We start from the raw sequence: 24389 nt of genomic DNA, 5'->3' as shown, positions 1-24389 counted from the left end.
CTTGATCTGACACTTAAAATAAGTAAGTTATAAAATAATAAAAGAAAGGAGTGTTAGAAATGAGTACAATACAAACAAAAATACTAAAACCAAAGCTAGGGTTATTAGAGCTAGCAAAACAACTAGGAAATGTATCTCAAGCATGCAAAGTGATGGGATACTCAAGAGATACATTTTATCGGTTTAAGGAGTTATATGAAAATGGAGGAGAGGAAGCATTACATGAAATAAGTAAGAAAAAACCGCTATTAGCGAACAGAGTTTCCGACGATATAGAAAGAGCAGTGATTGGTATAGCAACAGAATTTCCAGCATATGGGCAAGAAAGAGCTGCAAATGAACTGAGAAAAAGAGGTATAATAATTTCTCAGGGAGGAGTAAGGTCTGTATGGCTAAGAAATGACCTTGAAACTCTCAAAAAGAGACTTAAAGCGCTAGAGACAAAAGTAGCTTAAGAAGGAATCATTTTAACTGAAGAACAACTTACAGCTTTAGAAAAAGTTAAAGAACAAAGGGAAGCTCATGGTGAAATTGAGACACAACATCCAGGTTATTTGGGTTCTCAAGATACCTATTATGTGGGCAATATCAAAGGTATAGGGCTAATTTATCAGCAGACTTTTGTTGATACTTATTCGAGAGTTGCAATGGTTAAACTTTACACGGACAGAACAGCTATTACAGCTGCAGACCTCCTCAACGATAGAGTTATTCCATTTTTTGATGAGCAGAAAATTCCATTATTACGCATTCTAACTGATAGGGGTACAGAGTATTGTGGCAAGCCAGAAAATCACGCTTATCAGTTATATTTGGGAATCGAAAATATCGATCATTCTAGAACCAAAGCCAACTCTCCACAAACCAATGGCATATGTGAAAGATTTCATAGAACCATGCAAGATGAGTGTTACAATATTATCTTTAGAAAGAAAATCTACAATTCTTTGGAAGATCTACAGATTGATGTTGATTATTGGTTGCGTTCTTATAATGAGACAAGGCCTCACTCGGGTAAGTATTGCTATGGCAAAACACCTATGCAAACGTTTTTTGATAGTAAATATATTGCTTTTCAGAAAAACATTAGTAGCATTAAACAAGAGCCTGATATTAGTTTTGACTACCTCAATTCTTCTGTCAGTTAATTCTTGTCTGTCACATTAAATCTTGTCTTTTACATTAAAGCAATATCTGATAATAAAGAAAATCATGGGGCAAGTAAACTATAGCTAAAGTGACTTAGGTTTACCTACAATTTGAAAAACAACAAATTCGTTATTCCGCTACTTGTTAGCGTCGCAGCGGTATGACGTAGGGAAACCTTCTTGGGTTAGCTATATCTGTTTTGCCACTCTGCTGAACGGATACTTTGAAAGTAGATCTATTATAGAATTGATATGAGCCTTGTTTTACCCTAATCGTTTATAACCTTTGGCACTACGAAATACCCATGCTCAGGTTTTGTATTGGACAATATCTCTTCTTTAATGTTTTGAGAATTTATAACATCATCGCGTATATGAATGTCCTTGTCTATACTGCCATAACGCATAGGAGAAACACCTTCAGTATTAACTTGCAATAAAGTATCATGTATCCAATCCAGCATTGTCAGTTCTTTGGAGTAGTGATCAATCTCGTCATTTGATAACTTAATCCTTACAAGCTGTGCAATTTTAAGCATTTCTTCCTTGGTAATTGTTATTTTTCTCTTATTTGCAAATTCTATTAGTGAAGTAATAACGTCTTCTGTTGACTTAGCTGGCATCTTTACCTCCTTGGATGAAGTGAGTTAAAATATCTACGACCGAAACAACTTCTATTTTACCAGTTTTTTCAAGTTTGTGAAGTATAGTATCCGTAATCACTAATTTATCTAAAGAAGAGGAAGAAATTTTTTCAACTGCACTTCCTGAAAGCACGCCATGTGTGATGCATGAAATTACGGACTTTGCTCCGCAATTTTTTAAAGCAAGGGCTGCATTACACAATGTTCCACCAGAGTCAACTATATCATCAACAATGACACAATTTTTATTCGCAACTTCTCCTATTATGTTCATTACTTGAGATGTGCCTGCTTTCTCCCTATATTTATCTACTACAATAATCTTATCGCTTAACCCTATCTTGTACTTTTCCTCTAAAGTCTTTGCAAAAGCACGTGCTCTGCCAATTGCTCCAACATCAGGTGCAACAATTGCCAAATTCTCCGTGTGTATAGAGTCAACAAATGCTTCAAAGCAGCTTAAATTAGTTATCGGTACATCAAAAAACCCTTCAATTTGGCTTGAATGCAAATCAATAACTACGACACTACTTGCACCTGCAGTTTGAATAAGATTTGCAACTAATTTGGCACTTAAAGCAGATTGCATATCATTGTTCTTGATAATTCTATCTTGTCTGCTATATCCATAATAAGGAATAATTACTACTATCCTTTTGGCTCCTAATCTATTTACTGCATCAATTATAAGCAGAAGCTCCATAAGGTTATCATTCACAGGGGGAGAAAGAGATTGTACTATGTATACTTCTTGATTATATAGATCATTTGCTACTTCTACATTTACCTCGCCATCGGTAAACTTTGATATCCAAGCAGAGGATGGTTGAACATCTAGCCGGTTAACTACTGATTCCCCTAATTCTTTACTAGCATTACCTATTATTATCTTCATAATGTACCAATTGAGCTTGTAAGATTATACAGAAATTATGAAATAATTGAAATGTAAGTTTCTTTATCTAGCATTCTTGTCGGCAAATTAGGTACCTCTTGTACAATGACCTGTCATTTTCACGCATTGTTTTAATATACAGACCCAAATTGAAACAACTATACAAAATCCTGCTTATGTTTCAAGATAAATGACTTTAATGAAATATAATTTACCTTACCACTTCGTTTTGATTCTCCAGTTCAACATAGGATAAATTACTCATACATTCTCCTAGTATTTCCTCCTTTTTATCATTATCTAGTCCACTGCTAAACCCCTGACACTTTTTCTCAAGAGCTAAGCGTGTAGCTATCTTACTGTTTCAGACGATAATTCCGGCAACTCATCACGAATCTTTCCCTGCTCTTCCTCAGAGAAATTGCCAAGGTTTTCCCTGGCCATTTCAGAAAATTTTTGAGTAATCGTTTCTTTTATCATTCCACCAACTTCCTGTTTATTTAGTGTAATAACTACCGATGAATGCAAGCCAGATAAAGACTCAACCATTTTATTGTATGTTCCACCTGAAGTAAGTAAAATAGCGAGGTTTAAATGGCATTAAGATCAAAATTATTGGATGAAAAAGTGGTTCACTAATAATGAGAATTGGTATTAGCTATAGAAAACTTGTATAGATTTTTTCTACTTCTGTGATATCATAAGCCTGTAATGATAAAATAAGCAAATATGGATAAGTCAGCGTATGAGATCATAGAACATGAGTATGATGTGGTAGTAGTGGGTGCAGGTGGAGCAGGGCTCAGAGCAACGCTTGGGATGGCTGCAACTAATTTTTCAGTTGCCTGCATTTCTAAAATTTTTCCTACACGAAGTCATACAGTTGCAGCACAAGGCGGAATTAGTGCAGCTTTAGGTAATATTGGTGAAGACGATTGGCGCTGGCATGCATATGACACAATAAAAGGTTCAGACTGGCTTGGTGATCAAGATGCAATAGAATATATGTGTAAAAACGCTGCTAAAGCTGTTATTGAACTTGAAAATTTTGGCGTACCTTTTTCTCGTACAGAAGATGGCAAAATATACCAGCGCTCTTTTGGTGGAATGACAACTCACTTTGGTAAAGGAAAATCAGCTCAACGCACTTGTGCAGCGGCAGACAAGACTGGGCACGCAATCCTTCACACTCTATATCAGCAGTGTCTTAAATTCAACGCTGAATTTTTTGTTGAATACTTTGTGATTGATTTAATTATGGATAGCGAAACCGGAGCATGCTGCGGAGTTCTTGCTTGGTCGCTATGCGATGGTACATTACATAAATTTCGCGCACATTCGGTGGTGCTAGCAACAGGTGGATATGGACGTGTTTATTTCTCTGCAACAAGTGCGCATACCTGCACAGGTGATGGTAATGGCATGGTGGTGAGAGCTGGGTTACCACTTGAAGATATGGAATTTGTACAATTTCATCCAACAGGAATATATGGCTCAGGGTGCTTGATGACAGAAGGGTGCCGTGGAGAAGGGGGGTACCTCATTAATTCTCAGGGCGAAAAGTTTATGGAACGTTACGCACCAAAAGCAAAAGATTTAGCTTCCCGTGATGTGGTAAGTCGTGCAATAACAATTGAAATTAGAGAGGGAAGGGGAGTTGGACCGAAAAAAGATCACATGTATTTAACTATAGCGCATCTTGATCCGGAAGTAATAAAACTCAGATTGCCGGGCATCAGCGAAACCGCAAGAACTTTTGCTGGAATTGATGTCACTAAAGATCCAATACCGGTCATTCCAACTGTTCACTATAACATGGGCGGCATTCCAACCAATTATCATGGAGAAGTGATCACGCTGAAGCAAGGTAAGGAAGAAGTGGTAGATGGACTATTTGCAATTGGAGAAGCTGCATGTGTCTCTGTGCACGGTGCAAATCGACTTGGTTCTAACTCGCTTCTTGATCTTGTGGTTTTTGGTAGAGCTGCAGCGCTCAGAGCAAAAGAGAAACTAAAATCCGGTACACCGCATAAAAAATTGAGCTCAGGTTGCACAGATTGGATAGTAGATAGATTTAATAAAATGCGATTTGCTTCTGGTGGGCTAAAAGTAGCAAAAATACGCAGCGAAATGCAGAACACTATGCAAAAGTACGCATCAGTGTTCCGTGTTGCTGAAGTTTTAGAAGAAGGTAAAAAAGCTATAAAAAAGGTAGCAAAAATGATGCCTGATATTTCACTTGAGGATCGCAGTATGATATGGAACAGTGATTTAGTTGAAGCACTGGAGCTTGCTAACATGATCCCACAAGCAGTTATTACCATGGAATGCGCAGCCAATCGAGAGGAGAGTAGAGGTGCTCATGCTCGTGAAGATTTTCCTGAGCGTGATGATAAAAACTGGATGAAACACACCATAGCGTGGCTTGAAGAAAAGAAAGGTCAAATTAACGTAAAAATTGATTATAAAAAAGTGGCTGAAAAAACTCTGAGCGGTGAGATTGATTTCATAGCGCCAGAGAAGAGGATTTATTAGTCAGCCCATCTAGCTTATTCATGAATTGACGTAGTATTGATACATCGCTCATTTTAGTAGCTGGGTTTTCTGTATATTCTGATTGACTTGATGATTTTTGCACCTCTTGCTCTTCTAAATCGTTGGACTTATTTTCTATATCCTTAACAGAGTTATTGCATTGTGTATCATTTTTTGGTGCGTTATCTTGAAGTGTAAGTTGCTTTTCTTCAGTAAACTTTCCTTTAATTTTTCCAAATCCTTCATAAATATTTTCTAAATTCAAGTAAATAAGATAACAAACTCCAATAACTGCTATAATAGATGAGGCAGTTGCAATTGTAATACTTCCTTGAGAAGCGCTGAATATTACCGCACAGGCTAAAGCAGTAAATACAAGCGTTGTCACTACTTTACAAACAACATTATTGACATACTTCACAATATCGTGTGCTTTTAACTTCTTGCCAAAATTGCACTTCAGTTCAGTTCTCATATCATCTGGAATAAGCGCTCTACCCATTGATTTCTCTATTCCTTTTATAATTTTATAATACTCTTTGCTCCATAATCTTTCGGGTAGTATTAACTGCTTTGGGTCAACACCATTTTGCACTAATTTTACACAGAACTTGATCGTGTTATCACGGCTCTTAGGATTGACCAAATTATGTTTATCTTTTGTCGTCTTAGTAATTAGCGCTACTTGTAGTGGTGTGCGTTCTTTTTCGTTAGTGGCGTTTGCAGCTTTACTAAATTTCTCTTTTTCCACCGAATTTAAAATCAACTCTAAACATGTAACTTTTTGTTCTCCTTTGAATGAAGCAATATAGTGCAGAGCATTTTTTTCATCTTTATCTTGCACAGTAATATCTGCACCATTTTGTAGAAATAACTCTAAGGCTTTATATCTATTTGTTTTTTCAAATTTTCTATCTGTACATGATCGATCCTCATTCTTTTCTTTTATATGCTGAAGCAACTGATGAAGAGGTGTTTGTTCTTCCTTGTTAGTAGTATTTACAGCATTACTAAATCCATCTTTATCTGAAATCAACTTCAAACATGCAACTTTTTGTTCTCCTTTGAATGAAGCAATATAGTGCAGAGCATTTTCTTCATCTTTATCTTGCACAGTAATATCTGCACCATTTTGTAGAAATAACTCTAAGGCTTTATACCTGCCAGTATCCTTAAATTCTTTTTTTATTTTATGTTTCAATGAAGGTTCTTTACTCTTTTCTTGTATGCGCTGAAGTACCAGATGGAGCGGTGTTTGCCCTTCTTTTTTATCATTTACAGCTTTTATAAATTGTTCTTTTTGGCTTGCTTCTAGCAATATATTGAGAAGTTTAAGTTTTTGTTTTGTTTCAGGTTTAACAATCAAGTGTAAAGCATTATTACCATCTGTGTCTTTAAGGCTAATATCTGCCCCTTTTTGCAATAACTCTTCAAAGCGTTCTTTATCATTATCTTTAATTGCTAAATGTAATTGATAATTATCATTACTATCTGGAGTATTTATGGTACGTGGTATAATTTCTTTAATTTTTGCTTCTGTATTGATTTTTATTTCTGGCTTTAATTTAGATTTCTTTCCTTGCTCTGCTAATTTTTCTAAGAAATTACGGTAGTATGTCTTTTGCTCTTCTTTTAAGTTTTGTAATTCTTTTGTAGATAATCCTAAATTATCAGAGCTGGCTCCATGCTCTAACAATTTTGTAAGAAACTTAAGTGTGTTATCGTTACTTTGAATTGTATGAGACTCATGTTTTTCTTTTGTTATCTTGTTAATTAGTGCCACCTGAAGAGCGTCCTGATTTTCACTATTAATGAGTTGTGCTAAATCTTCCTCGGTGACCGTTTTTATTAGGATACCCAGAAACTTGCACTTCTGTTTCTTTTCCAACGACGCAATGAGGTGTAAAATATTATTTCCTTTTTCATCTTTTATGCTGCTAATATCCGTGCAATCTTTGAGATATTTTTTAAATTTCCTGTTATTTCCATTTTCGATTGCTTTTAATAATTGAACATTATTATGCGTTACTTTATGATCGTTTTCAACATCGCTACCGTAGCCACTCTCTGTTCCACTGTCCCTACGATCATTTTGGTTGTGGGTAAAACAATATCTGCTATTATAAGTAATTTCTGAAATTACTTGTCCTATTTCCTCTTTTTTTATAGGGTCTAGTTCTTTCGATATTTTTCTATTCAATACCGGAAGAAAGCATTGGACATAATACCTATAATATTTTTCTTGTTCTCTAAGTGATTCTTCTAATTTAGTTAATACTTCAGAGCTAGCACCTTCCTCAAATAACCTTTTGCACTTCTTGAGGGTTCCATCTTGACCTCTTGGTTTTTCACGCTTGTGTTTTTCTTTTTTTACCTTTCTCTCTATAGTGCCATACAATTGCTCGTCTTTTCTATCCTGCTCTCGCTTTTTATTTTTATCTATGCATTCGTCTAATTTATCTGCATTAGTAGCTAGTGCGCTTAGATCTATACCCATACTAAAACCCCAATATTAAAAGCTATTTAAGTTGTCAGCACTAAACTAACAATCAAGAAGTTTGACTTTTAAATTGAGCTAAACGTTGTATATGTGATCAAAATATAGGTGGAAAGGCAGAAAACTAGTTTCTATTAGAAAATCTGTTATCATAGTCAAATCCTCACTTGAACAGTTGTCTACTATTTTAACCATTTAATCTTAAAAAATAATAAATATAGCTAAAGTGAGTAACTGTAAAACGTGCTACTGGCTAAAATATAGCTAAACTGTATTAAATAGGACTTGATCTGACACTTAAAATAAGTAAGTTATAAAATAATAAAAGAAAGGAGTGTTAGAAATGAGTACAATACAAACAAAAATACTAAAACCAAAGCTAGGGTTATTAGAGCTAGCAAAACAACTAGGAAATGTATCTCAAGCATGCAAAGTGATGGGATACTCAAGAGATACATTTTATCGGTTTAAGGAGTTATATGAAAATGGAGGAGAGGAAGCATTACATGAAATAAGTAAGAAAAAACCGCTATTAGCGAACAGAGTTTCCGACGATATAGAAAGAGCAGTGATTGGTATAGCAACAGAATTTCCAGCATATGGGCAAGAAAGAGCTGCAAATGAACTGAGAAAAAGAGGTATAATAATTTCTCAGGGAGGAGTAAGGTCTGTATGGCTAAGAAATGACCTTGAAACTCTCAAAAAGAGACTTAAAGCGCTAGAGACAAAAGTAGCTTAAGAAGGAATCATTTTAACTGAAGAACAACTTACAGCTTTAGAAAAAGTTAAAGAACAAAGGGAAGCTCATGGTGAAATTGAGACACAACATCCAGGTTATTTGGGTTCTCAAGATACCTATTATGTGGGCAATATCAAAGGTATAGGGCTAATTTATCAGCAGACTTTTGTTGATACTTATTCGAGAGTTGCAATGGTTAAACTTTACACGGACAGAACAGCTATTACAGCTGCAGACCTCCTCAACGATAGAGTTATTCCATTTTTTGATGAGCAGAAAATTCCATTATTACGCATTCTAACTGATAGGGGTACAGAGTATTGTGGCAAGCCAGAAAATCACGCTTATCAGTTATATTTGGGAATCGAAAATATCGATCATTCTAGAACCAAAGCCAACTCTCCACAAACCAATGGCATATGTGAAAGATTTCATAGAACCATGCAAGATGAGTGTTACAATATTATCTTTAGAAAGAAAATCTACAATTCTTTGGAAGATCTACAGATCGATGTTGATTATTGGTTGCGTTCTTATAATGAGACAAGGCCTCACTCGGGTAAGTATTGCTATGGCAAAACACCTATGCAAACGTTTTTTGATAGTAAATATATTGCTTTTCAGAAAAACATTAGTAGCATTAAACAAGAGCCTGATATTAGTTTTGACTACCTCAATTCTTCTGTCAGTTAATTCTTGTCTGTCACATTAAATCTTGTCTTTTACAAGCAGTTTTATTTTTAGTAAATCTGTCATTGTTTAAAAATATGCAAGAAGCTTTATAGAAATTTAACATAATTTTATCATAAAAATGTCATTCTTAAGTCCTATGTAAAAACAAATTTTGGCACTAAGTGAATCTTTTTTAATTAACTATGAGCTGGATAAATTGGAAAATAAATTTTGTTTACTTTTATAATACCTTAAGATCTAATATCACTTTATCAGTCAAAAGTATCACAATAGGCTAGTATGTTCCTTACTCTTTTCCTAAAAGTATTACCTATTTATATTACAATATTTATTGGTTGTTTAGCAGGAAAATGTCTTAAAATTGACAGAAACACTATATCTCAAATACTCTTTTATATAGCTAATCCAATAGTGATTTTATATGGAATCTCTCATACAGAAGTTAATTTAAAAGTAATTTCTCTGCCGATTTTGATATGGTTTATAGGTAGCACTATGTCCTTATCAGTGTATTATCTTTCTTCTTTTTTATTTAAGGATAACACGAGAAACATATTAGCGTTTAGCTCGGGCAGCACAAGTATGGGTTATTTTGGCCTGCCGATTGCCATGGCTTTGTTTGATGAAGATTCAGTATCTGTATATGTTGTTTGTTATATAGGAATGGCGTTGTTTGAAAATAGCTTAGGATTTTACATAGCTGCAAATGGTATTTATACCGCAAAAGAATGCATATTAAAGTTGTTCAAACTTCCTTCGCTTTATGCGATGGTTCTGGGCTTCTTTTTAAGTATATATGATATACAAATACCTACTTTTTTAACAGATGTTATGATGAATATTAGAAGTACATTTGTCACATTAGGGATGATGCTACTTGGAGTGAGCATTGCAAATATTACAAGCTTTAAAGTAGATTGGAAGCTTGCTTTGATCACTATTACAGCAAAGTACGTATTCTGGCCACTGTTTGTTTTAGGAATTGTCCTTCTAGACAAACATGTTATAGGTGTATACGACGAGAGTATATATAAAGCACTGATGTTGCTGGCTATTATTCCAGTTTCTGGGTCCAGTATAATACTTGCTAATATTTTGAATTATCAACCAGATAAAGCTACTCTGTTGCTTCTAATTAGTACTGCAGTGGGACTATTTTATGTTCCACTAATAATATCATTATTTTTTACTAAACTTATTCTTTTTTGATCAAGCGGTAGATAAAACTTAAATTTACACTAGCTTCTTGCATAATCACATAAAAAACCTACTCTTTTTTGTCATTCCAGCGCGTGACGCTGGAATCTAGTTTCACTTTATGATGGTGTCATGAAAGTAACTGGCACTAGAATCCAGAAAAAAGAATGGTGTCATGAAAGTAGCTGACACTGGTTCACTCTATAATGGTGTCATTCCAGTGTCAAGCACTGGAATGACACCATAGGGGCACTGGGATGACAAGAAAGGGGCTTGAATGACAGGAGGTAACGCAAGAAGTCTACTGCTATTCCACGTCAAGAACAACCATAAGTTCATTAGGGTTCACATAACCTAAAGCATTTTTTGCTTGCTCATCAAGCAGATCTAAATCTAAGCTTTTTTCATATAAGCCAAATACTTTATTGTCCAACTTTTCCTTTTCAGAAGAGACATCCTTTAGCAAAAGCTTATTGTACTCAATCTCTTTTTTTAAGTCGATTAACGTCAGTAAGCCACGTTTACCTGTAATTGTGCTAATGCTAAAATATAATGTAAGAGAAGAAATGAATAAGGCTGCGCTTAAACACAGTAACTTTTGCTTCTTTTTAGATATAAGCACCATACTTTCACATACAAGAAATACATAACATGAAAAAGTGAACAAAAAGCTAAGAACCTTGACGCGCTTTACACCTTGGCTTTACCTTATTTATAATGTAAATCTTACCACCCCTTTTCACAACTTTACAATTTTTATCTCTGTTACGATGAGATTTTAGCGACCCTTTGACTTTCATATCTATAGTAAGAATTAAATTACCTTACATTATGATCACTTACAGAGAGTTAGTCAATTGATAAATTTTTCACATTTTATTAAAATACTGTATAATTGTTGCTGATACTTCTTCGATTGACTTTTGCGTAACATCAATAATTGGCCAGTTATTCTGCTTAAATAGTTCCTCTGCTTCTTTAATTTCCTTTTCTACTTTCTCATGGTTAGCATATATATTATTATCTTCGTTGTTAATTGAAGTAAGTCTATTTTTGCGTATTTCTATTAGCCTACTTACGTCTATTGTTACCCCTATCGTTAGTTTATTTTTTAATTTTGCCAAGTCGACATAAAAGGGTACTCCACTAACAAAAGGAATATTTGCAACCTTATAGCCTCGATAAGCTAAATACGTACTGGTGGGAGATTTTGATGTACGTGAAACTCCAACCAAAATTATATCTGCTTTATTAATATCTTGAATACTTTGTCCATCATCATGATTAATAGTGTAGTTTATTGCCTCAATGCGCTGGAAATATTCGTTATTTATCTCAGTATGCAAGTCAAGCTTTTCGTCTTTTTCAATTTCAAGATAGGACGAAATTTCTCTAATAATATGTGATAATATTGCTCTATAGGGAATTTTCAACTTTATACAGTTATCTTTTAGATATTTTCTTAGCTCATCATCAGTAATAGTGCATATAACAAAGTTATGCTCATCACTTTTCTTATTAATTTCCTCCAAAATTTTGTCAACCTGCTCTTCTCCTTTCACAAAAGACCAAACATATTCGATTGTTTCTACAGAACGAAAGTGTTTCAGAGCTGATTTTGCAACTGATATAACAGTTTCACCACTTGAATCTGATACTAAGTGTAAATTAAGCTTTTTAAGGGTCATGTTTTATATAGTGTTATACTAAAAATAATAGCAAGCAATCGGCTACTAAAATTGTGCTAATTTGTTAATCTATGTCAATGCAGAAAAACTATCCTGTTGATAAAACTCAAACTAATTGGTAAATTCTTAACACAATTATTCTCAAAATGAATGTTTTTATTAAAGCCTACAAATTTCACTTCTTTTTCTAAAAAAGCACTACCTTGGATTGGGATTATTTGTTTCGCATGTTTTTTAATTGGAATGTTTTTAGCGTTATTCTTCTCCCCAGAAGATTATAAACAAGGAGAAATTGTACGAATTATGTACATTCATGTGCCTTCTGCATGGCTTGCTCTTGGAATATATGGATTAATTGCATCACTTAGTTTCATTTCATTGGTGTGGAACAATAGCATTGCTAGTGTCTTGGCACATGCTGCTGCTCCTGCAGGGACAGTCTTTTCTGCAATATGCTTAATCACAGGTAGCATCTGGGGAAAAGGAACCTGGGGCACTTGGTGGGTATGGGATGCAAGGCTTACTTCAATGCTAATTTTATTTTTCCTATATGTTGGCTACCTTTCATTGTGGAGCGCTTTTGATAATGAAGCGAGGGCAGAAAAATCAGCAGCAGTATTTGCCATTTTTAGTGCTATAAATATTCCTATAGTAAAATTTTCCGTAAATTTATGGTCTACTCTCCACCAGCCAGCAAGTATTCTAAGAAAAGGTGGAGTAGCAATAGAAAGTTCTTTGCTGTTGCCACTGGTTGCAATGTTTATGTTTTGTGCCACATTTTTTTTAGTAGTATGGATACTATACTCACTTCACTTAATTAATTTGTACAAAATAAAGAGAGAAATCAGTATGCGGTATTAGGTAGCTTTGTAAGTATACAGGTAAATATGCTAGGAAAATTAGGCAAAATATCTTTGGTCACTTTAAATACTTGCCTGCTGAAACTGAAGAACGTGCTATGTTATGTGATCTAACTAATTTTAAAAGCAGCAATGACCAATTAACTAGAATAAATCAGGTATTGAATCGAGATCAACTTGAACATTTTACCAACGTTCTTGAAACATATGATGCAACGGCACGTAGTTTTTACGATGAGGTGCATTGTAAAATAGCAACCGTTGCAACCATGAACTCTAAAATATTCAAGGAGCCTACCAGTATCTTTAAAGTAAATGTTCATGTGATTCCACAGATAATTTGTAAAAGACAAGATTTAATGTGACAGACAAGAATTAACTGACAGAAGAATTGAGGTAGTCAAAACTAATATCAGGCTCTTGTTTAATGCTACTAATGTTTTTCTGAAAAGCAATATATTTACTATCAAAAAACGTTTGCATAGGTGTTTTGCCATAGCAATACTTACCCGAGTGAGGCCTTGTCTCATTATAAGAACGCAACCAATAATCAACATCAATCTGTAGATCTTCCAAAGAATTGTAGATTTTCTTTCTAAAGATAATATTGTAACACTCATCTTGCATGGTTCTATGAAATCTTTCACATATGCCATTGGTTTGTGGAGAGTTGGCTTTGGTTCTAGAATGATCGATATTTTCGATTCCCAAATATAACTGATAAGCGTGATTTTCTGGCTTGCCACAATACTCTGTACCCCTATCAGTTAGAATGCGTAATAATGGAATTTTCTGCTCATCAAAAAATGGAATAACTCTATCGTTGAGGAGGTCTGCAGCTGTAATAGCTGTTCTGTCCGTGTAAAGTTTAACCATTGCAACTCTCGAATAAGTATCAACAAAAGTCTGCTGATAAATTAGCCCTATACCTTTGATATTGCCCACATAATAGGTATCTTGAGAACCCAAATAACCTGGATGTTGTGTCTCAATTTCACCATGAGCTTCCCTTTGTTCTTTAACTTTTTCTAAAGCTGTAAGTTGTTCTTCAGTTAAAATGATTCCTTCTTAAGCTACTTTTGTCTCTAGCGCTTTAAGTCTCTTTTTGAGAGTTTCAAGGTCATTTCTTAGCCATACAGACCTTACTCCTCCCTGAGAAATTATTATACCTCTTTTTCTCAGTTCATTTGCAGCTCTTTCTTGCCCATATGCTGGAAATTCTGTTGCTATACCAATCACTGCTCTTTCTATATCGTCGGAAACTCTGTTCGCTAATAGCGGTTTTTTCTTACTTATTTCATGTAATGCTTCCTCTCCTCCATTTTCATATAACTCCTTAAACCGATAAAATGTATCTCTTGAGTATCCCATCACTTTGCATGCTTGAGATACATTTCCTAGTTGTTTTGCTAGCTCTAATAACCCTAGCTTTGGTTTTAGTATTTTTGTTTGTATTGTACTCATTTCTAACACTCCTTTCTTTTATTATTTTATAACTTACTTATTTTAAGTGTCAGATCAAGTCCTATTTAATACATATTACCTCCATAGAACACAGAAAAGATTCTTATCAAAGCTAATCCTATTTATAGCACCATAATCATAATAAAAAAATTAGTTATGTAAAAGCCACGAAGACTTTTATTTAATTAACTTTTAGGGAGAAACATGACAACAGTAAAACTTGATAATCCAATAACAGTTGATGGTATTTCTGTTTCAGAATTACCTATGCGTGAGCCTACAGTGGGAGATCTGCTGGCTATTGAATGTGTAGAAGGTGAAGCGAGAAAAGAAGTAGCTTTAGCTGCTAACCTGACATCTATGCCAAGGGAGGCAATAGAGAAATTACTTATCAAAGATTATGTAAAAATACAAAAGGTACTCAAAGATTTTTTGTCGCCTTTAGAACAGAGGACTTAAGATTCAATGTTTTAAAGCTTAGTTCAATAACAGGAAGTGGAATTGAGCAGATTATTAATATGGGTATAAAAGAATTTCTAAAATGGTTAGAAGTAAGTGAAGGAGTAATAAATAAATGTCAATGCTTTCAATAAAGATAGGTGCTGCATTGGATGGTAGCTTTAATAGCGCAATGATAGGTAGTACAGCTAAGCTTTCTAAGCTGGGTGATAGTATAAGGCAGCTTGATTCGTCAATGAAATCAGTCTCCAAATTTAAGCAATTAAATCATGATGCCCTTGAAGCCATGAAGAATTGGAAGGAAGCGGAGAAGAAAGCGAAAGAATCAGCTACAGCAATTGCTAAAGAGAAGAAAGAAAAAAAAGAACCAAGCAAAGCACTGAAAAATGAATTTGAAAAATTGAAAGCATCGGCATCAAAGGCAAAAGAGGCTTATATTAAAAAGAGAGATGCACTTCACACATTAAATGAAGAAGTAAGGAAAAGTGGAAAGGATATTAAATCCTTAGTGAGAGATCAAACTAAACTTGGTTCATCTATTGAAGCACTAAAAGGGAAATACAGTAAACTAGGATCTGTAATACAAAAACAGCAAAATGCTTTAGCAAGAAAAGCACATTATAAATCACAAGTAATGGAGACTATAGGGCTAGGGCTTTCACTTGCAGCTCCAATTAAAGTTGCGATTGACTTTGAATCTGCCATGGCTGATGTTAAAAAAGTAGTGAGATTTGCTGAGGATGATGCAGCTCATAACCAAGGAGCCATGGAATTTGGTCAGACATTAAAGGAATTATCCCGTACGATACCACTATCGGCTGCTGAGTTAGCACAAATAGCTGCAAGTGGTGGACAACTTGGTATTAAAAAAGAGAAACTGCTTTCATTCACAGAAACAGTAGCTAAAATGTCTACAGCATTCGATATGTCTGCAGAAGAAGCAGGTGATTCCATAGCTAAACTTGCCAACGTTTATGGAATTGAAGTAGCAGGCATGGAAAGGGTAGATAATATTATCAATCACCTTTCAGATAATAGTGCTGCTAAAGCAAAGGATATGGTCCAAGCGCTTGCTATAGTTGGTGGTACTGCAAAACAGTTTGGCCTTGATATCAAAAAAACAAGTAGTTTAGTAAATGCCTTTATTAGTTTAGGCAAACAACCGGCAAAAGCTGCTACTGCAATAAATGCTCTACTTAGTAAACTCCAGACCGCTGAAGGACAGGGGAAAAAGTTTAAAGCAGCATTGGAAGACATGGGAATAACTGCAGAAGAGATGACACAAAGGGTTAGCAGAAATGGCCAAGATGCACTACTTTACTTTTTTGAAGCTCTGGAGAAGGTAGATAAACAGGAACGTTCGCAAATCCTTCTCGATCTGTTTGGTCAAGAATATCAAGATGATATTGCATTACTAGTTGGAAGCTTAAAGAATTATAAAGATGCCATAAATAATTTAGCTGATGAGGAAGAATTTAAACAGTCTATGCAAGAAGAGTTTAACAATCGTGCAGCAACTACAGCAAATAATTTACGACTACTGAGGAATGCAATAGCAGAAGTAGGAATGAACCTGGGCTCAGTAATGCTACCTCCTCTAAAGTGGATAAGTAGTCTTTTAAGAGAGATAACTAACCCCATAGCTCGGTTTGCAGAAAAGTTTCCAGTTATCACTACAGGAATAATGAGTATAATTTCAGCTCTTATTATTGGTAAGATTGCAGTAGTAGGTTTTGGTTATGCATTTGCATTAGTTGGAGGTGGAATACTAACTTTTAAGGCTATTTTGCATGGAACACTTTTGCCAGTATTAACTTCATTATCAGCACGGTTAATTCCAGCAGTAATTATGGGACTGAAGGCTTTAACGCTAACTAATCCTATAGGAGCTGTTGTTGCTGGACTATCAGTTGGTGCAGCGCTTGTAATCGCTAATTGGCAAAAGGTAAAGGACTTTTTTTCTAGCATCTGGAAATCAATTGTAAAACCTATAGGAGAATTTTTCAATTGGATTGGTATAGGAAAATTGTTTAATGATAGTCCGCTAAAAGCATTTGAAACACCATTAGAAACAAAAATTGGCAAGGTAGTTGCTGAAAGTAATGTTTTGAGTAACGAAAACCCTTTATTAAGTAATAAGGAAATTTCTGAAAGCGGAAAGAGTATTATTGGAAATACTAAAATTGGTAGCGTTGTTGAGGAAAAAAGTTCTGTAGCAGATGACTTAGAGAAAGTTTTAAAAGACTGTGAAAAATGCAAGTGTAAACAAAAAGAATCAAAAATTTTCAATCAAACTTTCACATTTAATATAAGTATAAAAGCAGAACCTAACCAAGATGTTCGTAGTCTTGCTGATACAGTAATAAAAAGAATAAGAGAAAAATCACGTGATGTTATGTTCGATACGGTAGATCCCATTTACTGATGCTATCCCTTGGTCCATATAAAATTTCCCCAACGAGTTTAAAGTACAGCAAGGAGAAGCGTTGGAGTGTGGTAGAATGTATTGGCAAACCATTGCTACAGAATATTGGTCAAGGGGCAGAAAATATAGATATAGAAGGGGTTATTTATCTCAATAATTTAATAGTAGCTGTTTGATATAAATTCTATTTCTATGACAAACGGGTTTTTATTGCCCATATGAAGTTGCAAAATTGCACAATAAAAAATTTTTAAAAAACATAGTTGATATCTATACATGCTAATCCAATTACTTCCACTACTGCTGCTACTGTGACATGGATTTTCAAGGCATAAAACTCAATACTACATATTAACAATGCTATACCAGTAATACCAGCCAGGATTGCTTGTTTTTGATGCGTTGTCTTTGTTGGCTGATTTTCTCCTTTGCCTGCAGCATCATATGGTTCAACAGGAGAAGGGTCATTAAAGGTCCTGGGCAACAATTTCTACGGCTTCAACATTATCAGCTATAGGAGTATTTTGATCTTCTATTGTTGTTATATTACTATTGTCACATGATTCAGATGTAGTGGTGTTGATAGCGATTTCTGTTGTAACGACAGGGTAAAGGGTTTGCTGTTCCGTAGCCGTTTCGACGATAAGAATATTTTCTTCGGATTCTTTTAAAAAGTCCTTACTGCTGGAAGCGCTTGGTTCTTTTATAGCAGTTTCTTTTGGAGCAGTGGTGCCTCTCCAATTTTTGAATTTTTTAGCAATAGCTTTTCCTATTTTTTTTGGTGTTATCATAGTTTCTCCTGGTATTAAAATTTGTTAATTAAGTTGTAGTAGTTAAAATAGCGCAGTTGTCTATTCCATAAATTTTGTATTTTTTTCAATCAACTGTGTGTCGCTGTCTAAAACATCCTCTGCATTAGGCTATTCAAGCGGCATTTCTCTTTCTTCCTCTTTTTAGGCTTAGAAACTTTCTAGGGATTATCCTATTGAATTCTATGGTATTATTTTTTGTATCATTGTAATAGTTATCATGATAAGGGGGCTGGCGGAGTTTGTAAAGCAATTTTTTAGCCCTGTCTCCTTGCTATAATGTTCATATCGATAGAAAAGCAAAAGAATAGAATGAAATATCAAGTGATATCCTCTATAATTAAATTTTTTGAATGAAGAGATGACGATTCGTGTAGGAATTAATGGTCTGGGTAGAATAGGCAGAGGCGTATTGCGTGCTATTTTCGAAATAGAAAAATATAGCAAACAAATAGAAGTCGTGGCTGTAAATGGATCGCTCAGTGCTGAGCAGCATGCACACTTGATTAAATATGATTCTGTTCATGGCAAATTCAGTGGTGATATTGACTTTAATGAGTCTCAAAATTGGCTATCTATAAATGGCAGAAAATTTTCTTTATATAGAAAGCGGAGCCCTGAAAGTATTCCTTGGAATGTTGATGTAATACTTGAATGTACTGGTGCATTTAACAAGCGTAAAGAAGCAATAAGGCACAATGCAGAGAAAGTGATTGTTTCTGCTCCAGTTCCAGATGCTGATGTAACTATAGTTTATGGTGTGAATAATGATATGCTCAAAAAAGAGCATAAAGTAATATCAGCAGGTTCTTGCACTACAAATTGCCTTGCTCCGATTGTGAAAGTCCTACACTCTAATCTAGGTATAAAAAGTGGCTTTATGACTACTATACACGCCTATACGAATGATCAAAATGTTCTTGATGGTAATCATAAAGATTTGCGTAGAGCAAGAGCTTGCGGATTATCTATGGTGCCAACTACAACCGGGGCAGCAAAAACAATTGGTTCTATAATTCCTGAATTAAAGGGAAAGCTAGATGGCACTGCCGTCAGAGTTCCAGTTAGCAATGTTTCTATGGTTGATTTTAAATTTACGACTGATAAGAAAGCGACCGTTAAAGAAATAAATGAAATGTTTAAGGATGCAGCAAGCAATGTGCTTTCTGTATGCACGGAACCTTTAGTTTCAATAGACTTTGTGCATAACCCTTATAGCGCAATTGTGGATTCAACTGGTACATATGTTACAGGCGACATCTGTAGAGTTGCAGCGTGGTATGACAATGAGTGGGCTTTTTCGCTGAGAATGTTAGACATAGCGTTATTGAGCCATAGTAAAGTATGAATGGAAACCCAAACAAATATGCTTCATTTTGTGAGCACTTTGCGGAACTCAGAAAAAGAGTTATCTTTTGCTTTCTATTTTTTTGCGTTGCTTTTGGTTTTTGTTACTACTTTAAGGAAAATATATACCGTTTTTTACTTGCACCTTTAATAGAAGCAACAAAAGATAGCGAAGGTTTTTCTTTAATTTACACAGACTTAACAGAGGCATTTTTTGTGTATCTTAGAGTTGCAATGATAAGTGCACTTTTGCTCTCTTTTCCTGTGTTTGCATGGCAATTCTATATGTTCTTAGCACCTGGGTTATATAAAAGTGAAAGGGCAGTGTTGTTGCCATACTTAATTGCAACACCGGTTTTATTTGTAACGGGAGCTACTGTAGTCTATTACTATATATTTCCTTTAGCCTGGAAGTTTTTTATCAACTTCGAACACAGTGGTAAATCCTTCGATATACCGATAGAGTTTATGCCATCAGTTAGCGAATATTTAGACCTCGTTCTCCAATTTATGTTTGCATTTGGTGCCGCATTTCAAATTCCAGTTATACTCACATTGATGGTGAGAGTAGGGTTACTCACTACACAAAGTTTGTCAAATAAACGCAGAATCGCGATAGTGGTAATTTTTATTATCGCTGCAATCTTAACTCCACCTGATGTATTAAGCCAAGTAGGGCTTGCAATACCAATGCTGATTCTATATGAATTGTCCATTTTGATATGTAGGTATATTGAAAAAAAGAAGACAAAGGTTTGAATAAATATGTATTTGTAACGTTCTTTTTCGAGCACGAGCACCTTTTTCTTGTTTGAGTGTTTGTGACTCGTAGTATCTTGTTCGTTTCTTGACTTCTTTGCTGAGACATGTAATAATTAAAATAAATATCTGCGAGGTAGTTATGATCTTAAAAATAGTAGATTTTGGATATGTGTTAAATCACTCAGATGGGAGTGATTTACTTGAACAACTGAAAAAGTGGTTACAAGAAAAAGATGAAGTTACATATCAAAAGTGGAAGGAGAAAGAATTTGACATAAATCACCAGTTTGGCTTCGACCTGTTAGATCGGTATAACACAAATGAATTAACATTGTTGCACATAGCAGTCCAGTGTAGTGACGAAAAGGTAGTACAAGCTCTATTAGACAAAGGGGCTAATGTTAATGTGCAAGATGGATATGGAAGAACTCCTTTACATCATGTTAATACACCTGGCAGAACAAAGGTAAAGGAAGCTCTATTAAAAGCAGGCGCTGATCCTGATATAAAGGGTTTTCGCAACAAAACTTCAAGAGACTTAGCTAAGGATGAAAATGTAATAAAAGATGAAGAAAACAACCAAATAGCCACTAAAGCAATAAAAACTGGTATTGCTTTTGGTGTTATAGCTGGATTAGCAATCGGTGTTGGATGTGGTGTTGCCAGTGTTCAATTATCAGTATTAGCTATAGTTGGCATAGCTGTAGCTGCTGCGCTGGCAGTTGGACTTGTTGCTGGTGGTATTACATATGCAGTATTAAAACCTAGTAATAAACTAGATGAACCAGACTCAAACAAAGTAGCGAGTGCTGCTCAGACAGTATAAAGCATTACGGTCAAGGCCATATATTTGGGTTATTCACGGCATTGTGAAAGGTTGGGAAATAGTTTTATTAGCATTGAAAATTACATAATATACATTATGGAAAATAAAATCACATAATATAAGAAGCAACGCTAAAAATAAAATCACATAATATAGCAAACTATAGCTAACCCAAGAAAGGTTTTCCTACGTCATCCCGCCGCGAACCGTTGTACCGCCACGAATCGTCATACCGCGATTCATTCGCGGTATAGATTCCGCTAACTAGTAGCGGAACGACGGTTTTTCAAATTGTCGTAAGTCAGTTTAGCTATATAAAACATAGTATAAAAAGAGCTATTTCAGCAAAATTTTAAACAAATAAAATTCATTAGCTTCACAATTGGCGCTTTATGAGAAAAGTACACTTGATATACAGATTTAAAATACAAGTTAACGAATTATTATGATTTTTACCAAGATAATAATATAGTAAGGTTTGGTAGTGAGGTATCAAAATGGAAAAATACACCAACGCATGGTTTCATAAGAAGACTGACCCAAATCATCACGATTGTGCAAACGATGGTACTTGCGGGCAATCTATAACAAAGGTTGACACGATTAATGGCAAATTTGTTTTTTCCGATAATAACGAAAAACTGATTGCTGAAGTACCCATACTGCCAAAGTATTCTAGTGATAAATATGGGCATCAATTGTATAAGGAAGCTGAGTCAAAGCAGTTCAATTATTTTTCCACAAATATACATGATGTTTTGTCTAACAGCTTTACCGTTAAATACGGGTATATAAATTGTACTATAAAATACGACAACTTATCTGAGCAGGAACAAAACCAAATAGAAACAGACATTAAAACTGCCTATGAAGCATTTAAAGAAAAGTTTTGCTTGAAAAATAGTAATGCAAGTTACAATATAACGGTTCACATTTTTAATAATAGAAGCGATTATACAAAGTATAATGATCTTCTCGGCATAGATGAAGATGGTGGTCTAGGATATACTATACGAGGAGTAACAGATTATCAGAAGGTTCTGACATATAAGCAAAGTGCCATGGATTTTGTTCTAGGTCATGAGCTAGGCCACATATTTCAATTGCGTTTTTCACCATCGGCAACAGTCAAAACTTTGGATTTTCTAGATACTGAACTCATAGCGAATGTTATTGGACGAGAAGTGGAGGAAAAAAATTATAAAGCTATTTGCAAGCAGATGGGTGTAGATGAATATGAAGACCGTGGATAGATGTTTCAATTTAAATATAAAGGTACACTTTATATGTAAAAGACAAGATTTAATGTGACAGACAAGAATTAACTGACAGAAGAATTGAGGTAGTCAAAACTAATATCAGGCTCTTGTTTAATGCTACTAATGTTTTTCTGAAAAGCAATATATTTACTATCAAAAAACGTTTGCATAGGTGTTTTGCCATAGCAATACTTACCCGAGTGAGGCCTTGTCTCATTATAAGAACGCAACCAATAATCAACATCAATCTGTAGATCTTCCAAAGAATTGTAGATTTTCTTTCTAAAGATAATATTGTAACACTCATCTTGCATGGTTCTATGAAATCTTTCACATATGCCATTGGTTTGTGGAGAGTTGGCTTTGGTTCTAGAATGATCGATATTTTCGATTCCCAAATATAACTGATAAGCGTGATTTTCTGGCTTGCCACAATACTCTGTACCCCTATCAGTTAGAATGCGTAATAATGGAATTTTCTGCTCATCAAAAAATGGAATAACTCTATCGTTGAGGAGGTCTGCAGCTGTAATAGCTGTTCTGTCCGTGTAAAGTTTAACCATTGCAACTCTCGAATAAGTATCAACAAAAGTCTGCTGATAAATTAGCCCTATACCTTTGATATTGCCCACATAATAGGTATCTTGAGAACCCAAATAACCTGGATGTTGTGTCTCAATTTCACCATGAGCTTCCCTTTGTTCTTTAACTTTTTCTAAAGCTGTAAGTTGTTCTTCAGTTAAAATGATTCCTTCTTAAGCTACTTTTGTCTCTAGCGCTTTAAGTCTCTTTTTGAGAGTTTCAAGGTCATTTCTTAGCCATACAGACCTTACTCCTCCCTGAGAAATTATTATACCTCTTTTTCTCAGTTCATTTGCAGCTCTTTCTTGCCCATATGCTGGAAATTCTGTTGCTATACCAATCACTGCTCTTTCTATATCGTCGGAAACTCTGTTCGCTAATAGCGGTTTTTTCTTACTTATTTCATGTAATGCTTCCTCTCCTCCATTTTCATATAACTCCTTAAACCGATAAAATGTATCTCTTGAGTATCCCATCACTTTGCATGCTTGAGATACATTTCCTAGTTGTTTTGCTAGCTCTAATAACCCTAGCTTTGGTTTTAGTATTTTTGTTTGTATTGTACTCATTTCTAACACTCCTTTCTTTTATTATTTTATAACTTACTTATTTTAAGTGTCAGATCAAGTCCTATTTAATACAACTTACTTATTTTAAGTGTCAGATCAAGTCCTATTTAATACAGCTAAGAAATGACCTTGAAACTCTCAAAAAGAGACTTAAAGCGCTAGAGACAAAAGTAGCTTAAGAAGGAATCATTTTAACTGAAGAACAACTTACAGCTTTAGAAAAAGTTAAAGAACAAAGGGAAGCTCATGGTGAAATTGAGACACAACATCCAGGTTATTTGGGTTCTCAAGATACCTATTATGTGGGCAATATCAAAGGTATAGGGCTAATTTATCAGCAGACTTTTGTTGATACTTATTCGAGAGTTGCAATGGTTAAACTTTACACGGACAGAACAGCTATTACAGCTGCAGACCTCCTCAACGATAGAGTTATTCCATTTTTTGATGAGCAGAAAATTCCATTATTACGCATTCTAACTGATAGGGGTACAGAGTATTGTGGCAAGCCAGAAAATCACGCTTATCAGTTATATTTGGGAATCGAAAATATCGATCATTCTAGAACCAAAGCCAACTCTCCACAAACCAATGGCATATGTGAAAGATTTCATAGAACCATGCAAGATGAGTGTTACAATATTATCTTTAGAAAGAAAATCTACAATTCTTTGGAAGATCTACAGATTGATGTTGATTATTGGTTGCGTTCTTATAATGAGACAAGGCCTCACTCGGGTAAGTATTGCTATGGCAAAACACCTATGCAAACGTTTTTTGATAGTAAATATATTGCTTTTCAGAAAAACATTAGTAGCATTAAACAAGAGCCTGATATTAGTTTTGACTACCTCAATTCTTCTGTCAGTTAATTCTTGTCTGTCACATTAAATCTTGTCTTTTACAAATTATTTTAGTGACAGCGAAAGTATGGCTTTCCCTCACTATAATTACGGCAACGACTTAATATAAACTATAATTTTTCTGGATC

At 34.8% G+C, this 24389-nt stretch carries 19 protein-coding genes and 5 pseudogenes; 13 read left to right on the top strand and 11 right to left on the bottom strand.

Annotated features, from left to right (window positions below):
* Positions 1-59 precede the first annotated feature (59 nt).
* Positions 60-1148 (top strand): annotated as a pseudogene (locus ACE38O_RS02935) (IS481 family transposase).
* 269 nt (positions 1149-1417) lie between these two features.
* Here ACE38O_RS02935 and gatC read toward each other — a convergent pair.
* The 3 genes from gatC to ACE38O_RS02920 all read right to left on the bottom strand — a co-directional run bounded on the left by gatC (position 1418) and on the right by ACE38O_RS02920 (position 3236).
* Positions 1418-1771 carry an Asp-tRNA(Asn)/Glu-tRNA(Gln) amidotransferase subunit GatC gene (gatC, locus tag ACE38O_RS02930; protein ID WP_374699032.1) on the bottom strand — a complete coding sequence of 118 codons (354 nt, stop codon included), beginning with the start codon at positions 1769-1771 and terminating at the stop codon, positions 1418-1420.
* Positions 1761-2687, bottom strand: a complete 927-nt coding sequence (locus ACE38O_RS02925; protein ID WP_374699031.1) for a ribose-phosphate diphosphokinase — start codon at positions 2685-2687, stop codon at positions 1761-1763. Before ACE38O_RS02925 ends, gatC begins: the two co-directional genes overlap by 11 nt.
* 351 nt (positions 2688-3038) lie before the next feature.
* Complete coding sequence (locus ACE38O_RS02920) at positions 3039-3236, bottom strand: hypothetical protein (protein ID WP_374699030.1); 198 nt, start codon at positions 3234-3236, stop codon at positions 3039-3041.
* A gap of 180 nt (positions 3237-3416) precedes the next feature.
* Between ACE38O_RS02920 and sdhA the strand changes: the two genes are divergently transcribed.
* The gene (gene sdhA / locus ACE38O_RS02915; protein ID WP_374699029.1) at positions 3417-5222 is read left to right on the top strand and encodes a succinate dehydrogenase flavoprotein subunit; all 1806 of its coding nucleotides are present in this window, start codon (positions 3417-3419) and stop codon (positions 5220-5222) included.
* Here sdhA and ACE38O_RS02910 read toward each other — a convergent pair.
* Entirely contained in the window at positions 5194-7719 is a 2526-nt protein-coding gene (locus ACE38O_RS02910; RefSeq protein ID WP_374699028.1) for an ankyrin repeat domain-containing protein, read from the bottom strand. The genes sdhA and ACE38O_RS02910 overlap by 29 nt on opposite strands.
* Positions 7720-8062: 343 nt before the next feature.
* Here ACE38O_RS02910 and ACE38O_RS02905 point away from each other — a divergent pair.
* A pseudogene (locus ACE38O_RS02905) lies at positions 8063-9151 on the top strand (IS481 family transposase).
* A 279-nt stretch (positions 9152-9430) separates the two neighbouring features.
* Complete coding sequence (locus tag ACE38O_RS02900; protein ID WP_374699027.1) at positions 9431-10360, top strand: AEC family transporter; 930 nt, start codon at positions 9431-9433, stop codon at positions 10358-10360.
* A gap of 295 nt (positions 10361-10655) precedes the next feature.
* Here the strand turns inward: ACE38O_RS02900 and ACE38O_RS02895 are convergent, their stop codons facing one another.
* From ACE38O_RS02895 to ACE38O_RS02885, 3 genes are all read right to left on the bottom strand, one after another.
* Positions 10656-10973 carry an FtsB family cell division protein gene (locus ACE38O_RS02895; protein WP_341821413.1) on the bottom strand — a complete coding sequence of 106 codons (318 nt, stop codon included), beginning with the start codon at positions 10971-10973 and terminating at the stop codon, positions 10656-10658.
* Between the two features lie 46 nt (positions 10974-11019).
* Positions 11020-11148, bottom strand: coding sequence for a type B 50S ribosomal protein L36 (gene ykgO, locus ACE38O_RS02890; RefSeq protein WP_006279631.1), 129 nt, complete (start codon positions 11146-11148; stop codon positions 11020-11022).
* A 69-nt stretch (positions 11149-11217) separates the two neighbouring features.
* Positions 11218-12036, bottom strand: coding sequence for a pyruvate, water dikinase regulatory protein (locus ACE38O_RS02885; RefSeq protein WP_374699026.1), 819 nt, complete (start codon positions 12034-12036; stop codon positions 11218-11220).
* A gap of 150 nt (positions 12037-12186) precedes the next feature.
* Between ACE38O_RS02885 and ccmC the strand changes: the two genes are divergently transcribed.
* Complete coding sequence (ccmC, locus tag ACE38O_RS02880; protein WP_374699025.1) at positions 12187-12897, top strand: heme ABC transporter permease CcmC; 711 nt, start codon at positions 12187-12189, stop codon at positions 12895-12897.
* Positions 12898-12994: 97 nt separating this feature from the next.
* Positions 12995-13261, top strand: a complete 267-nt coding sequence (locus tag ACE38O_RS02875) for a hypothetical protein (protein WP_374699024.1) — start codon at positions 12995-12997, stop codon at positions 13259-13261.
* Between the two features lie 10 nt (positions 13262-13271).
* Here ACE38O_RS02875 and ACE38O_RS02870 read toward each other — a convergent pair.
* Positions 13272-14360: pseudogene (locus tag ACE38O_RS02870) on the bottom strand (IS481 family transposase).
* 204 nt (positions 14361-14564) lie between these two features.
* Here ACE38O_RS02870 and ACE38O_RS02865 point away from each other — a divergent pair.
* Positions 14565-14819 (top strand): phage tail assembly protein, encoded by a 255-nt coding sequence (locus ACE38O_RS02865; RefSeq protein WP_374699023.1) that lies wholly within the window; start codon positions 14565-14567, stop codon positions 14817-14819.
* 115 nt (positions 14820-14934) lie between these two features.
* Positions 14935-17244 carry a phage tail tape measure protein gene (locus ACE38O_RS02860; protein ID WP_374699022.1) on the top strand — a complete coding sequence of 770 codons (2310 nt, stop codon included), beginning with the start codon at positions 14935-14937 and terminating at the stop codon, positions 17242-17244.
* A 250-nt stretch (positions 17245-17494) separates the two neighbouring features.
* On the opposite strand, the gene ACE38O_RS02855 is transcribed toward ACE38O_RS02860, so the two are convergent.
* Positions 17495-17728 carry a hypothetical protein gene (locus tag ACE38O_RS02855; protein WP_374699021.1) on the bottom strand — a complete coding sequence of 78 codons (234 nt, stop codon included), beginning with the start codon at positions 17726-17728 and terminating at the stop codon, positions 17495-17497.
* Positions 17712-18035, bottom strand: a complete 324-nt coding sequence (locus ACE38O_RS02850) for a hypothetical protein (RefSeq protein ID WP_374699020.1) — start codon at positions 18033-18035, stop codon at positions 17712-17714. Before ACE38O_RS02850 ends, ACE38O_RS02855 begins: the two co-directional genes overlap by 17 nt.
* Before the next feature lie 379 nt (positions 18036-18414).
* Here ACE38O_RS02850 and gap point away from each other — a divergent pair, with 379 nt between their 5' ends.
* The 4 genes from gap (at position 18415) to ACE38O_RS02830 (ending at position 22241) form a co-directional block, all read left to right on the top strand.
* The gene (gene gap, locus ACE38O_RS02845; protein WP_374699019.1) at positions 18415-19401 is read left to right on the top strand and encodes a type I glyceraldehyde-3-phosphate dehydrogenase; all 987 of its coding nucleotides are present in this window, start codon (positions 18415-18417) and stop codon (positions 19399-19401) included.
* Positions 19398-20159 carry a twin-arginine translocase subunit TatC gene (tatC, locus tag ACE38O_RS02840; protein ID WP_374699018.1) on the top strand — a complete coding sequence of 254 codons (762 nt, stop codon included), beginning with the start codon at positions 19398-19400 and terminating at the stop codon, positions 20157-20159. The genes gap and tatC overlap by 4 nt, the downstream gene beginning before the upstream one ends.
* 142 nt (positions 20160-20301) lie before the next feature.
* Complete coding sequence (locus ACE38O_RS02835) at positions 20302-20988, top strand: ankyrin repeat domain-containing protein (protein WP_374699017.1); 687 nt, start codon at positions 20302-20304, stop codon at positions 20986-20988.
* Positions 20989-21485: 497 nt separating this feature from the next.
* Entirely contained in the window at positions 21486-22241 is a 756-nt protein-coding gene (locus ACE38O_RS02830; RefSeq protein ID WP_374699016.1) for a hypothetical protein, read from the top strand.
* 68 nt (positions 22242-22309) lie between these two features.
* Here ACE38O_RS02830 and ACE38O_RS02825 read toward each other — a convergent pair.
* Positions 22310-23398: pseudogene (locus ACE38O_RS02825) on the bottom strand (IS481 family transposase).
* Positions 23399-23508: 110 nt separating this feature from the next.
* On the opposite strand from ACE38O_RS02825, the pseudogene ACE38O_RS02820 reads away from it, so the two are divergent.
* A pseudogene (locus tag ACE38O_RS02820) lies at positions 23509-24270 on the top strand (integrase core domain-containing protein); the annotation flags it as partial.
* Positions 24271-24389: the final 119 nt, after the last annotated feature.

The organism is Wolbachia endosymbiont (group B) of Limnophora tigrina (assembly GCF_964263235.1).
Classification (GTDB): domain Bacteria; phylum Pseudomonadota; class Alphaproteobacteria; order Rickettsiales; family Anaplasmataceae; genus Wolbachia.
This window is presented reverse-complemented; position numbering and strand designations above follow the sequence as displayed.

Excerpts from the sequence above, each read along its gene's own strand:
- gatC (WP_374699032.1), bottom strand. The coding sequence starts at position 1,771 with ATGCCAGCTAAGTCAACAGAAGACGTTATTACTTCACTAATAGAATTT.
- ACE38O_RS02925 (WP_374699031.1), bottom strand. The coding sequence starts at position 2,687 with ATGAAGATAATAATAGGTAATGCTAGTAAAGAATTAGGGGAATCAGTA.
- ACE38O_RS02920 (WP_374699030.1), bottom strand. The coding sequence starts at position 3,236 with ATGGTTGAGTCTTTATCTGGCTTGCATTCATCGGTAGTTATTACACTA.
- sdhA (WP_374699029.1), top strand. The coding sequence starts at position 3,417 with ATGGATAAGTCAGCGTATGAGATCATAGAACATGAGTATGATGTGGTA.
- ACE38O_RS02910 (WP_374699028.1), bottom strand. The coding sequence starts at position 7,719 with ATGGGTATAGATCTAAGCGCACTAGCTACTAATGCAGATAAATTAGAC.
- ACE38O_RS02900 (WP_374699027.1), top strand. The coding sequence starts at position 9,431 with ATGTTCCTTACTCTTTTCCTAAAAGTATTACCTATTTATATTACAATA.
- ACE38O_RS02895 (WP_341821413.1), bottom strand. The coding sequence starts at position 10,973 with ATGGTGCTTATATCTAAAAAGAAGCAAAAGTTACTGTGTTTAAGCGCA.
- ykgO (WP_006279631.1), bottom strand. The coding sequence starts at position 11,148 with ATGAAAGTCAAAGGGTCGCTAAAATCTCATCGTAACAGAGATAAAAAT.
- ACE38O_RS02885 (WP_374699026.1), bottom strand. The coding sequence starts at position 12,036 with ATGACCCTTAAAAAGCTTAATTTACACTTAGTATCAGATTCAAGTGGT.
- ccmC (WP_374699025.1), top strand. The coding sequence starts at position 12,187 with ATGTTTTTATTAAAGCCTACAAATTTCACTTCTTTTTCTAAAAAAGCA.
- ACE38O_RS02875 (WP_374699024.1), top strand. The coding sequence starts at position 12,995 with ATGTTATGTGATCTAACTAATTTTAAAAGCAGCAATGACCAATTAACT.
- ACE38O_RS02865 (WP_374699023.1), top strand. The coding sequence starts at position 14,565 with ATGACAACAGTAAAACTTGATAATCCAATAACAGTTGATGGTATTTCT.
- ACE38O_RS02860 (WP_374699022.1), top strand. The coding sequence starts at position 14,935 with ATGTCAATGCTTTCAATAAAGATAGGTGCTGCATTGGATGGTAGCTTT.
- ACE38O_RS02850 (WP_374699020.1), bottom strand. The coding sequence starts at position 18,035 with ATGATAACACCAAAAAAAATAGGAAAAGCTATTGCTAAAAAATTCAAA.
- gap (WP_374699019.1), top strand. The coding sequence starts at position 18,415 with ATGACGATTCGTGTAGGAATTAATGGTCTGGGTAGAATAGGCAGAGGC.
- tatC (WP_374699018.1), top strand. The coding sequence starts at position 19,398 with ATGAATGGAAACCCAAACAAATATGCTTCATTTTGTGAGCACTTTGCG.
- ACE38O_RS02835 (WP_374699017.1), top strand. The coding sequence starts at position 20,302 with ATGATCTTAAAAATAGTAGATTTTGGATATGTGTTAAATCACTCAGAT.
- ACE38O_RS02830 (WP_374699016.1), top strand. The coding sequence starts at position 21,486 with ATGGAAAAATACACCAACGCATGGTTTCATAAGAAGACTGACCCAAAT.